This window comes from Luteimonas sp. MJ250, from assembly GCF_039548455.1.
Lineage (GTDB): Bacteria > Pseudomonadota > Gammaproteobacteria > Xanthomonadales > Xanthomonadaceae > Luteimonas.
Window position 1 is genome coordinate 1 of sequence record NZ_JBCLVB010000008.1, and the last position, 11,946, is coordinate 11,946.

Below are 11,946 nucleotides of genomic sequence, written 5' to 3' on the forward strand. Positions count from 1 at the left end.
TTGGTGGGTACGACCTCCATGCTACGGGTAACGGTCCAGCCCTTCCCCCCCCCCCCCCCCCTCGGGCCGCTGGTTGTCGCCAACGAGGGCCACCGCTTCATGGCCGCGGAACAATTGCGCCAGGTGGGCTGCGCGCCGGCCGCGATTCTGCTCGAGCCCGTCGGCCGCAACACCGCGCCGGCCATCGCCATTGCAGCGCTGGAGGCCACGGCAGCAGGCGCCGACCCCTTGCTCTTGGTACTGCCATCTGACCACGTGATCAACGACGACGTGGGCTTCCGCGCTGCGGTGCGCGTGGCTGAGCCGGCGGCGCAGGCCGGTCGACTCGTCACTTTCGGCATCGTCCCGACCGGCCCGGAAACGGGTTATGGCTACATCCGTGCGGGCACACCGTTGTCAATGGAGTCCGGCGTGCGCGCCGTGGCGGAGTTCGTCGAGAAGCCCGACGCCGTGACTGCTGGGGCCTATGTGACCTCGGGCGAACACGTGTGGAACAGCGGCATGTTCCTGTTCCGGGCCTCGGTGTATCTTGCGGAACTTGAGCGCCACCAACCGGCGATGCTGGCTGCCTGCCGTGCCGCGTTGGCCGGGGCCAAGCGCGATGAGGATTTTGTGCGTTTGGACAAGGCGGCGTTTGAAGCGTGTCCGTCGGACTCCATCGACTATGCGGTGATGGAGAAGACGGCCGATGCCGCGGTGCTGGCGATGGACGTGGGGTGGAACGATGTCGGCAGCTGGTCGGCGCTGTGGCAGGTGGCCGAGCAGGACGATGACGGCAACGCCCACCACGGTGACGTGGTGGCAAAGAACTGTCGCAACACCCTGGCTTGGGGTGACGGCCGGTTGGTTGCACTACTAGGGCTGAAGGACGTGGTGGTGGTGGACACCGCCGACGCGGTGCTGGTGGTCCACAAGGACCACGTGCAGGATGTCAAGGCGATAGTGTCCGAGCTCAAAGCGGCCGGCCGCGCTGAGCCGACGGTGCATCGCAAGGTTTACCGGCCATGGGGTAGCTACGACTCGATCGACATGGGCGAGCGTTTCCAGGTGAAGCGCATTACCGTGAAGCCGGGCGCGCAACTGAGCCTGCAGATGCACCACCATCGCGCCGAGCACTGGGTCGTCGTCAGCGGCACCGGTCGCATAACGCGGGGTGAAGAAGTGATCCTGCTGACTGAGAACCAGAGCACTTACATTCCGTTGGGCGTGACTCACCGGCTGGAGAACCCTGGTCGGTTGCCGCTCGAATTGATCGAGGTCCAGTCCGGAAGCTACCTCGGCGAAGACGATATCGTCCGCTTCGAGGATGTGTACGGGCGTAGGTGATGGTTCGCTCCCGTGAGCAATTCACTGAGTGGCGCGTTACGGGTGATGGGCTTTGCCATAATCGCGCCACAAGATTGCAATTGCGCCACAATGAGGCGTAATCCCGGGGCCGTCTTAGTTCGGCCACTGACTGCAGCTGCAAGTGGAGACGAGAATTGATGTCTGGCCGTGATATGACCGGGCGCAAGATCGTCCTCTTCGCCAACACCGACTGGTATCTCTACAACTTTCGCCGTTCGCTGGCCCTGGCGCTGCAGGCGCATGGCTATGACCTGTTGCTGATTTCACCACCCGGTCCGTACGGGGAGAAGCTGCGCGCCCTCGGCCTGCGGTGGGAGCCGGTGCCGATGGACCGCCGCAGCCTCAACCCGCTGCGCGAGGCGAAGTTGCTGGCATGGCTGGTGTCGTTGTTCCGCAGGGAGCGCCCGGCGCTGGTGCACGGCTTCACCATCAAGTGCGCGGTGTACGGATCGCTTGCCGCGCGCCTAGCTGGCGTGCCGGCGCGCGTCAACGCCGTGGCCGGCATGGGTTACGTGTTCACCAGCAACGATACCAAGGCCCGCGTGCTGCGCCCGCTGGTACGCTCGTTGCTGCGTACCGCGCTGGATGGTGACAACGCGCGGCTGATACTGCAGAACCCGGATGACGTGGCGCTGTTCGGCGCTGCGGGGCTTGTGGATCGCGAGCATGTCCGCCTGATTCCTGGTTCCGGGGTGGACTGCTCGCGATTTGTTGCACGCGAAGGCGAGCGCGATTCCTCGCGGCCGCTGCGCGTGCTGCTGGCCGCGCGCCTGCTGAGAGACAAGGGGCTGGCGGAATTCGTGGAGGCTGCGCGGAGGCTGCGGGACGAGGGCAGGGCGATCGAGTTCCTGCTTGCCGGCGACCCCGACCCGGGAAATCCCGCCGCGGTGCCGGAAGCCACCGTGCGCGCATGGGCGGAAGAGGGTGTGCTGAAGTGGCTCGGTCACGTCGATGACATGTCGGCGCTGTTCGCGTCGGTCGACGTGGTGGTGCTGCCCAGCTATCGCGAAGGCCTGCCGAAGGGCTTGATCGAGGCCGCCGCCTGCGGGCTGCCGCTGGTGACTACCGATGTGCCCGGCTGCCGCGAAGTGGTGAGCGACGGGGTCGACGGACTGCTGGTGCGGGTGCGCGACGCCGGTGCGCTCGCGAAGGCCATTGCGCGGCTGCAGGATGATCCGGAGCTGGCCGCACGCCTAGGCAAGGCTGCGCGTGCCAAGGCGCTGGCGGAATTCGACGAGAAGATCGTCATCGAACGCACCATGGCTGTGTATCGCGATTTGCTGCCCGCGCCATGACCGGCACCGATGTGCTGCTGGCGTTTTTGGCGTTGGGTGTGGCAAGGGGGCGCATGCCAAGAATGGATTCACATCTGATGGCAGTCGGGGGAGGTGAGTCATGAGCGAATTGAATGCCAACGCGCAACCAGCAATTGGCATGCACGGACCCGCCTCAGAGGACAGTAAACTCCGACGGAATCAGCTTGTTGATCTGGTCAAAGGACTGGCAATTATCGGTGTCGTTTGGATTCATGCAGGTCTACCAGCTGCAGGAATATTCAGATTCTCGGTCCCGGTATTCGTGGGCCTCTGGGCTTTTTACCTTGAACGTTCGTGGATGCGTGGTGAAACGCATCAGCGTATGTACATGCGATTTCGTAGGCTTTTTATCCCCTATGCCCTCTGGACCCTGCTTTACTTGTCGATCAAGTATACGATCGATGAAGCTATGGCAATGCCCGTGCATACGTTAATTGGGGGGCAGTTGGGTGGGTTTGGCTGGTCGGGGCAGTATTTTTTCGTGCTGCTGTTCCAGATGCTGTTCTTGTTCCCACTCATAAGGGCGGCTATAAATGCAAAGACCGTCTGGATGCTGATAGTGATCGGCTTGTTATTCAATGTCATCGCCACTTACATTCTCTCATCAAACGAAGTGGTGGTGAAATTAGGCTATCGCGTTTTCATATACTGGCTTCCCTATGTGTTCATGGGTATTGCCTTGGCCCGAGGCTATATAGCGCCAAACCACCGTCTCCTCATTCCTGCTCTCGGCCTTCTGGCCCTTGCGCCGATCGAGCTGGCGCGCCTCGACGAGTTCGCGTCCTACATTGCACCCACGGTCTCAGTGGCTTCAGTGCTACTGCTTGCAGCAGTTGCGCCGAGTTTGTTGCCGCACCATGGGTTGTCAGGCGTCGCCGCGAAATGGTCTAAATCCAGACTACTGGGTTATGCCAAGGCCGGAGTGGAAGTTCTTGGCCGAAATACGTTTGTGATTTTCGTCAGCAATGTCCTCTTCTTGGCGCTTGCACGATGGCTTTGGGGTGAAGATGTCAATCGCTTGCTGGCCGCCTGCTTCGCGATTGCTGCAGGCTTTGGGTTAGGCGCGACAATGCGACGTTTGGGAATAGGGGTTCTTGTGGGTGAGAAATGAGTTCTCCCCTATCTTCATGGAAGTGCAAACTCGAAGATGCAGCGCGCGCCGCGCAGTAGCCGGCGTGCTCGGCAGCAATGACGCTAGGGCGCGCACGCTGCGCCCCCTGGTAAGAGCGTTGCTGCTTGCCGCGCTGTACGGCGACAACCCGCAGCTGGTGCAGCAGAACTCGGATTATATGGCGCCGCTTGCAGTCGTGGGGCTGGTGGCATGCCTCGGTAAGGCCGCGCGCGCCAAGCCGCTGGCGGAATTCGGCGAGAAGATCGTCATCAAAGGCACCATGGCCTTGAATCGCGAATTGCTGCCCCCGCCATGACCGGTGCCGACGTATTGCTGGCGGTCTTGGCGCTGGGCGTGGCGATGCTGCTGGCCCGTGGCAGCCATCCGGCGGTGGCGGTGTTGCTGGTCGCGTCCGCACTGGCGGTGTCGGCGATGTTGTTCCTGCCCACCGCGATGCTGAGCGAGTGGTTCGGCATGGACCGCGTGCATCGTTTGTACAGCCTGACACGCGACACGCCGCTGGACCCGCCGGAATGGATCCACCTCTTCGCCTTCGCTTGGCTGGGCCTGCTGGTCTGGCTGGCGCGCAAGGACGTGAGGAACGGCTGGGGCGTGCTGCTGGTCGCGGCCTTCGGCGTGGCCGCGGAGCTGTCGCAGTGGCTGACGGATGGGCGGCAGCCGAAGCTGGAGGACGCGGCGCTGAATGTCATCGGGGGATTGGCCGGGGTGCTGCTTGCCCATCTGGTGTGCTTGGCGGGCACGTACGCGCGGCGCAAGAACGCCGCGTAGAGCGCCAGGATCTCCCGCAACGGCGGCGCTGCTTGCCGTTGACCATCAGGCACTTGCCACTGGCTTGCCGACGAGACCGGTACGCTTGGCGGCGATATGACCTCCAACGTGGTGGCGTCCATGTGCTACTCCGCCCTCGTCTACACCGAAATCCGCAAACTCGAACGCACCCTCGGCGTCAGGATCGACCCCGACTGGTACGTCGAGGAATTCTGGATCCGCAAGGGCAAGGACCCCGGCAAGCGCCGCAGGATGCCCCGCGCGGTCGAGCGCGAGGCCATGGCGCTTGCACCGCCTGGCATCGCCGCCGCGGTGCGTGCCGCCGACCAGGCCGAGATCGACCAACTCACCCGGCTCGTCTTCGCCCAGCGCACGCGCGTCGCCGAGGCCGAGCGGTCGCTGCAGGCGCGCGAGACCAAAAAGGCGCGCGAAGACATCCGCATCGGCACCGGCAAGGTGGAGGCCGCGATGCGCCGCCTGGACGAACTGCGCAAGCCGCCGGCCGATGCGGGCGTCGGCCGCATCTATCCGGGCTACTGGTGTCCGGTCGTCATCCGCGAGGACGGCCGCTACGTTGCGCGCCTCATGCGCTACCAGTGCCGGCTGCCCGACTGGACCGAGGCCATCGAGCGCAAGTATCCCGGCACCTACAACGCCCGCCGCGACAAGCTGGAGACGTCCTGGGGCAAGGTCTTCGGCCACGGCCACGGCGTGATGGTGGCCAGCGCCTTCTACGAGCACGTCGACCGCGGCGGCCAGGACCAGGTGCTTGAGTTCCGCCCCAGCGACGGCCGCGACATGATCGCCGCCTGCCTGTGGACGCGCACCACGGAACGGGACGGCTCGGAGCTGTACTCGTTCGCCGCCATCACCGACGAGCCGCCGGCCGAAGTGGCCGCGGCGGGGCATGACCGCTGCATCGTGCCGATCAGGCGGCAGAACCTGGAGGCCTGGCTGACGCCGGACGCGGGGAACCTGGCCGCGCTGCACGCGATCCTGGATGACCGGGAGCGGCCGTATTACGCGCATCGCGAAGCGGCGTGAGTGGCCAACTGCACAGAAGCCCCAGGCCGCGGGCGCGGCTCTGGTCCGGCGCGGCGAGCCCGGCTATGGCCCGCATCTGGACCGCGACAACGATGGCGTGGGATGCGAGCCGTATCGCGGCAGGTAGACGCAACGCCGCGGTAAAAGGAAAGTCGACTGGTGGAACGGTTCGTGACGATTTCATGACTTCGTTCCGGATGTGAGGCCTCCATGTTCTGGGATGTGACTCACAGAACACAGGAGCTCCAACCATGAACACCACCAAGCTGCTTACCGGTACCGTCCTTGCCGCCGCCCTCGGCGCGCTGTCCTTCGGCGCCCAGGCCGCGGAGCCCGTCGGCTGGTATGCCGGCGCCGGCGTTGGCCAGTCGTCGATCGACGAAGGCGTGATTGACGAAGAAGAAACCGGCTTCCAGGTCTTCGGCGGCTACCAGCTGCACCCGAACTGGGGCTTCGAACTGGGCTACACCGACTTCGGCAAGATCGAGTACGGCAACGTGGCTTCGCTGGAAGCCGACACGGTGTCGCTGGTCGCGGTCGGCACGGTGCCCTTCACTGACAAGTTCTCGGGCTACGCGAAGGCTGGTATGCACAGCTGGGACGCCGACGCCCGCGCGGCCGGCATCGGCAGCGCCTCAGACGACGGCACCGACCCGACCTACGGCCTGGGCCTGCAGTACCGCTTCACCGACACCTTCGCGCTGCGCGGCGAGTACAGCCGCTTCGAGATGGACGACGTCGACGTGGACCTGGCGCAGGTGCAGGTGCGCTTCGACTTCTGATCCCAGCGGGCATCACAGCAGGACAGCAGGCCGGGAATTCCCGGCCTGCTTGCGTTTGGAGTTCGGCGGCCTCTTTTTGTTTTTCCTTGCATTCGTGAGGATTCGTGTCTCCGTCGTGGTCTGGATGATGTTTTCCGCACGATCGAAAGGATTCTGCGTAAAAGTCCTTGCAATCGTAAGGAAATATCAGATAATCCTCAAGTTCGTAAGGAATCGTGAGGACGGTGCCGTGAGAGTCAGGCTTGACGCCGCCGGCGAGCTGGGACCGCTGGTCAAATCCGTACGCAGGAGCCAGGGCTTGCGCCAGGACGCCACGGCTGAAGGTGTCGGGGTGAGCGAGAACTTCCTGGCCAAGGTCGAGCGAGGCAGTGAAACCGTGCAGTGGGGCAAGCTGTTCGCGGTGCTGGCTGAATTGGGCATGCACGTGGAAATCGATATCCCGGCCCCTGTAGCGGCAGGCATCGACTCCCAGGCCAAAGCTCAGCGGTGATGAGCGAACCGCCTCCCGGTGTGGTCGACCTCGATGGCTTCAGGTATCCCCTGCGTGCCCTGGTCGCCAGCATCGACGGCGACCCGGTGGGCGTGCTTGCTGAATCCGCCGGCGTGTGGACGTTCACCTACAGTGCCGAGTGGTTGCGGCGCCCGGACCGGTACCCGCTGTCCCCATCACTGCCGCTGGTGACGGAGCCCGTCCAGGATGGGAGCTCGCTGCGTCCGGTGCAGTGGTACTTCGACAACCTGCTGCCGGAGGAAGCACAGCGGCAGCTGATGGCGGGCGAAGCTGGCATCAGGGTTGCCGACGCGTTCGGCCTGCTGGCCTATTACGGATCCGAGTCCGCCGGCTCGCTGACGTTGCTGCCACCCGATACGCCAAGGGCGGCCGGGGGGACGGTTGCACTCTCGGACGCCGAACTCTCCGCCCGCATCCGCGCGCTGCCGCGACAGTCATTGGCCGCGGGAGCGCCGAAGAGGATGTCGCTCGCCGGTGCCCAGCACAAGCTGGCAGTCGTCGTGGCAGGCCGGCAGCTGTTGCAACCCGTGGGGTCGGCGCCCTCGACGCACATCCTCAAACCGGATCATCCGGAGGCCGAATACCCGCACAGCGTCGCGAACGAATGGTTCGTCATGCAGCTGGCCAGGCGGATGGGCCTGGATGTTCCACGGGTCGAGCGCCGTTACGTGCCCGAGCCGGTCTACCTGATCGAGCGCTTCGACCGCGCGATTTCAGCCGACGGAGTGCATCGATTGCACGCGATCGACGCCTGCCAGTTGCTCAACCTCGATCGCCAGTTCAAGTACCAGCAAGGCAGCATCGAAGTGCTGGGCAGGATCGCGGGTCTGTGCCGGGCCCGGCTGCAGACGCGGTGGCGGCTCTACGACTGGCTGGTTTTCAATCTGCTGACGGGCAACAGCGATGCCCACCTGAAGAATCTCAGCTTCCTGATTGGTCCCGGCGGCGTGGCCTTGGCCCCGCACTACGACCTGCTTTGCACGGTTTGCTACGAGTCCCGGGCCTACGACATGGACGTGTGGCCTTCGGAGTCCACGTTGGCCTGGCCGGTCCTGGGCGCTACCAGATTCTCCGACCTGGATTTTTCCCTGATGGTGCAGGCTGGCATCGGGATGGGGCTGACGGAAAGGCGCGCCCGTGATCAATTGGACCGGATGCGAACCCGCATCATGGGCGAGGCGAAGGCGTTGTTGTCGGCTACGGAAGCGGAGAACGCCGCGCTGCCCACGGATCTGCGGATCGGACCCACGCTTGCGGGTGAAGGCCGTTGCCTGCGCACGGTCACCTACGGGGTGATCCAGGAGATGGTGAGGCGGCTGGCACCCGCTTGATCGCTCAAAGGTGGCTTGCGGCGTGCAAGCGCCCTGCCAGACGGCGCACGTAGGGGTGGCCGGCCACTCGTCATGCCAACATTACCTGCTGCATTCACGGCCATACCCCGGACACCAAGGAGCCCCTTTTGACCTCACAGCAAGCATTCAAGGCCTACGACATCCGCGGCCGTGTACCCGATGAACTCGACGAATCCCTGGCCGCCCGCATCGGCATGGCCATGTCAGACCTGCTGCAGCCGGGCCCGGTCGTGCTCGGCCGCGACGTCCGCCTGAGCAGCCCCGCGCTGCAGACCGCGCTGGCCGGCGGCTTCCGCGACGCGGGCCGCGACGTGATCGACATCGGCCTGTGCGGCACCGAGGAGGTCTATTTCCAGACCGATGCGCTGGGCGCGGCCGGCGGGGTGATGGTGACCGCCAGCCACAATCCGATGGACTACAACGGCATGAAGCTGGTGCGCGAGGGCGCGCGGCCGATCAGCGGCGACACCGGGCTGTTCACGATCCGCGATGCGGCGCTGGCCGCCGATGCGCCGGCGGCCGCGGCCACCCGCGGCGGCGAGCGTGCGATGGGCGACAAGTCCGCTTACTTCAAGCGCCTGCTGGGCTACGTGGAAGGCGTTGCGCTGAAGCCGCTGAAGATCGTGACCAACGCCGGCAACGGCGGCGCGGGCGCGGTGATTGACGGGCTGGCGCCGCAGCTGCCGTTCGAGTTCATCCGCGTGCATCACGAGCCCGACGGCAGCTTCCCGCACGGCATCCCCAATCCGCTGCTGCCCGACAGCCGCGCGGCCACCGCCGATGCGGTGCGCGCACACGGCGCTGACCTGGGCGTGGCCTGGGATGGCGACTTCGACCGCTGCTTCTTCTTCGATGCCGACGGCCGCTTCATCGAGGGCTATTACCTGGTGGGGCTGCTGGCGAAGGCGCTCCTGGCCAAGCATCCGGGCGGCAAGGTGATCCACGACCCGCGCCTGGTCTGGAACACCATCGAGATGGTGCAGCAGGCCGGCGGCGTGCCGGTGGTCAGCAAGACCGGGCATGCCTTCATCAAGGAGCGCATGCGCGCAGAGGATGCGATCTACGGCGGCGAGATGAGCGCGCACCATTACTTCCGCGACTTTGCCTTCTGCGACTCGGGCATGGTGCCGTGGCTCTTGATCGCGTCGCTGATTTCGAGCAGCGGGCTGTCGCTGGCGGAGCTGGTGGAAGACCGGATGCGCAAGTTCCCGTGCAGCGGCGAGGTCAACTTCACCGTGGCCGATGCGCCGGCGGCGATTGCGGCGGTGCTGGCGCGCTACGCGGCGCTGGATCCGGTGCTGGACCATACCGATGGCCTGTCGGCCGACTTTGGCGAGTGGCGGTTCAATCTGCGCAGCTCGAATACGGAGCCGCTGGTGCGCTTGAACGTGGAGTCACGGGGCAATGCGGCGCTGGTTGCCGAGCGCGTGGCGGAGATCAGGGAGCTGATGGAGGCCTGATGGTCCACGGCTGCTGACAGGCAGTATGGCTTCACGACCTGCTGCCGGGATTCAGCGCGGCAAGCGCGGCGGTGCGGGCTTCGGCCAGGTCGACGATGGGGCTTGCGGGGTAGTCGCCCGTGGCGGCGCGCCCGGCCCCTGTCGCAAGCCACGGCGCATGGCGCGCACCTGGCGCCAGGCCGCGCAGCTCCGGGATCCAGCGCACGATGTATTCGCCCTGGGGATCGAACTTCCGTGCCTGCAGCACGGGGTTGAAGATGCGGAAGTAGGGTGCGGCATCGACGCCGGTGCCGGCGACCCACTGCCAGCCGAGGGTGTTGTTGGCGAGGTCGGCGTCGACCAAGGTGTCCCAGAACCAGCGCGCGCCGTGCAGCCAGTGCATGCGCAGGTGCTTGCTCAGGAAGCTGGCCGCGACCATGCGCACGCGGTTGTGCATCCAGCCGGTGGCCCACAGCTCGCGCATGCCGGCGTCGACCAGGGGCACGCCGGTGCGGCCGCGCTGCCAGGCCTGCAGCAGCTGCGGATCGGCGGCGGCCCAGGGAAAGTCGTTGAAACGCAGGTTGAAGTTGGCGTCGGTGGTGTGTGGGAAGTGGTGCAGCACGTGCTGGGCGAATTCTCGCCAGGCGAGCTGGCGGACGTAGGCGCTGCGCTCTTCGGGCGCGCCGGCGGCGGCGAGTTCGGCGACGATGCGCCAAGGGCTGATTTCGCCGAAGTGCAGGTGCGGCGAGAGCCGCGAGGTCAGGCTGGCGGCGGGCAGGTCGCGGCCGGCGCTGTAGTCCTGCAGGCCGTCGGCAATGAAGGCGCGCAGGGCGGCATCGGCGCCGCGTTCGCCGGGCGTCCACCGCTGCCAGAAGCCGGCGTCCCAGCCGCGGGTGGGCTGCAGCGCGAGGGCGTCGATGGTGGTTTCGCCGCGCAGCGCTGCGGCGGGTGGCAGGGTGTCGGGCGCGGGCCGGGGCGCGCGCGGGTTCCAGGCGCGCTGGGCGGCGTTCCAGAACGGGGTGAAGACGCGGAAGGGTTCGCCGCCGCGGGTTTCGACCTGCCAGGGTTCGAACAAGAGGCTGCCGTTCCAGGCTTCGGCACGGAGGCCGGCCGAGCGCAGCGCGCGGCGGATGCGGGTGTCGCGGGCGTCGATGGCGGGTTCGTGGCGGCGGTTCCAGAACACCGCGGCCGCGCCGGTGGCGTCGGCGATGGACTGCAGCACGGCCAGGCTGTCGCCGGCGAACACGTGCAGGCGCGAGCCGCGCTCGCGCAGATCGGCGTCGAGGGCGTGCAGGGCGCGGTGGCGCCACGCATCCGACGCCGCGCCCGGTGCCCACGTCCCGTCTTCGTGCGGGGCGTGGATGTACACCGGGAGCGGCGCGAGGTCGGCGTCCAGCGCCGCCTGCAGCGCGGGGTTGTCCCGCAGCCGCAGGTCGTCGCGGAACCAGATGAGCGCGGTAGCCGTCATCCGGGGCGGTTGATCGTCCGCAGCAGGGGCACGATCTGGTACAGCGCCGAGAGGCCCACCAGCACGTAGACGATGCGCGCCAGCATCGCGTCCTGGCCGCCGAAGATCGCGGCCACCAGGTCGAACTGCGCGGCGCCCACGAGGCCCCAGTTGATGCCGCCGACGATCACCAGCAGCAGGGTCACGATGTCGAGGACCTTCATGGCATCAGCACCTTGTCGATGACGTGGATGACGCCATTGCTGGCGGCGATGTCGGCGCTGACCACCTTGGCGCCGTCGACGGTGACGCCGCCGGCGCTGCTGGCGATGTCGACGCTGGCGCCGTTCACCGTGGGCGCCTGGGTGAGCGTGGCGACGCGGGCCGCAGGGTAGCTGCCGGCAACGACGTGGTAGGTGAGGATGGCGACCAGCTGGTCCTTGTTTTCGGGCTTCAGCAGCTCGTCCACGGTGCCCGCGGGCAGCGCGGCGAAGGCGGCGTCGGTGGGCGCGAACACGGTAAACGGACCGTCGCCCTTGAGGGTGTCGACCAGGCCGGCGGCGGTGAGGGCCGCGGCCAGGGTGTTGAACTGGCCGGCGGCGACCGCGGTGTCGACGATGTCGGCGCTGGCCCTGGACTGGCTGGCGCGGCTGGCGTCGGCGGTGGGCGTGGCGGCAAGGGCGATCGGGGCGGCGAGGCCCAGCGCCAGGGCGAGGGCCGCAGTGTGCAGCGGGCGTACGGCGCGAGTGGACGGGGTGGTGGTGCGGGTGGACATCTGCGGTCTCCGGTGGGTCGGGTTGGGTCGGGT

Annotated in this window: 13 protein-coding genes; 10 read left to right on the forward strand and 3 right to left on the reverse strand. The window is 66.5% G+C overall.

Annotated features, from left to right (window positions below; genetic code table 11):
• The 10 genes from WCE37_RS03205 to WCE37_RS03250 form a co-directional block, all read left to right on the forward strand.
• On the forward strand, positions 1-1,326 hold a 1,326-nt coding region (locus WCE37_RS03205), incomplete at its 5' end, for a mannose-1-phosphate guanylyltransferase/mannose-6-phosphate isomerase (protein WP_343278108.1).
• Positions 1,327-1,484: 158 nt separating this feature from the next.
• On the forward strand, positions 1,485-2,642 hold the full coding sequence (locus WCE37_RS03210) for a glycosyltransferase family 4 protein (protein WP_343278109.1): 1,158 nt from the start codon (positions 1,485-1,487) through the stop codon (positions 2,640-2,642).
• Positions 2,643-2,742: 100 nt separating this feature from the next.
• On the forward strand, positions 2,743-3,774 hold the full coding sequence (locus tag WCE37_RS03215) for an acyltransferase (RefSeq protein ID WP_343278110.1): 1,032 nt from the start codon (positions 2,743-2,745) through the stop codon (positions 3,772-3,774).
• Positions 3,764-4,090, forward strand: a complete 327-nt coding sequence (locus WCE37_RS03220; RefSeq protein WP_343278111.1) for a hypothetical protein — start codon at positions 3,764-3,766, stop codon at positions 4,088-4,090. Before WCE37_RS03215 ends, WCE37_RS03220 begins: the two co-directional genes overlap by 11 nt.
• A complete protein-coding gene (locus tag WCE37_RS03225) occupies positions 4,087-4,563 on the forward strand; it encodes a VanZ family protein (protein ID WP_343278112.1) in 477 nt (158 codons plus the stop codon). The genes WCE37_RS03220 and WCE37_RS03225 overlap by 4 nt, the downstream gene beginning before the upstream one ends.
• 96 nt (positions 4,564-4,659) lie before the next feature.
• Positions 4,660-5,607, forward strand: a complete 948-nt coding sequence (locus tag WCE37_RS03230) for an SOS response-associated peptidase family protein (RefSeq protein ID WP_343278113.1) — start codon at positions 4,660-4,662, stop codon at positions 5,605-5,607.
• A 251-nt stretch (positions 5,608-5,858) separates the two neighbouring features.
• A complete protein-coding gene (locus WCE37_RS03235) occupies positions 5,859-6,389 on the forward strand; it encodes an outer membrane beta-barrel protein (protein WP_343278114.1) in 531 nt (176 codons plus the stop codon).
• Between the two features lie 49 nt (positions 6,390-6,438).
• The gene (locus WCE37_RS03240; RefSeq protein WP_343278115.1) at positions 6,439-6,879 is read left to right on the forward strand and encodes a helix-turn-helix transcriptional regulator; all 441 of its coding nucleotides are present in this window, start codon (positions 6,439-6,441) and stop codon (positions 6,877-6,879) included.
• Complete coding sequence (locus WCE37_RS03245; protein WP_343278116.1) at positions 6,879-8,231, forward strand: HipA domain-containing protein; 1,353 nt, start codon at positions 6,879-6,881, stop codon at positions 8,229-8,231. The genes WCE37_RS03240 and WCE37_RS03245 overlap by 1 nt, the downstream gene beginning before the upstream one ends.
• A gap of 128 nt (positions 8,232-8,359) precedes the next feature.
• Positions 8,360-9,712 (forward strand): phosphomannomutase, encoded by a 1,353-nt coding sequence (locus WCE37_RS03250; RefSeq protein WP_343278117.1) that lies wholly within the window; start codon positions 8,360-8,362, stop codon positions 9,710-9,712.
• Between the two features lie 31 nt (positions 9,713-9,743).
• Here WCE37_RS03250 and WCE37_RS03255 read toward each other — a convergent pair whose 3' ends face one another.
• The 3 genes from WCE37_RS03255 to WCE37_RS03265 are packed head-to-tail and all read right to left on the reverse strand — an operon-like array spanning position 9,744 to position 11,913.
• The gene (locus WCE37_RS03255; RefSeq protein ID WP_343278118.1) at positions 9,744-11,159 is read right to left on the reverse strand and encodes a deoxyribodipyrimidine photo-lyase; all 1,416 of its coding nucleotides are present in this window, start codon (positions 11,157-11,159) and stop codon (positions 9,744-9,746) included.
• Positions 11,156-11,362: a DUF378 domain-containing protein gene (locus WCE37_RS03260; protein WP_343255325.1), complete on the reverse strand. Its 207-nt coding sequence runs from the start codon at positions 11,360-11,362 to the stop codon at positions 11,156-11,158. The genes WCE37_RS03255 and WCE37_RS03260 overlap by 4 nt, the downstream gene beginning before the upstream one ends.
• The gene (locus WCE37_RS03265) at positions 11,359-11,913 is read right to left on the reverse strand and encodes a fasciclin domain-containing protein (protein WP_343278119.1); all 555 of its coding nucleotides are present in this window, start codon (positions 11,911-11,913) and stop codon (positions 11,359-11,361) included. The genes WCE37_RS03260 and WCE37_RS03265 overlap by 4 nt, the downstream gene beginning before the upstream one ends.
• Between the last annotated feature and the right edge of the window lie 33 nt (positions 11,914-11,946).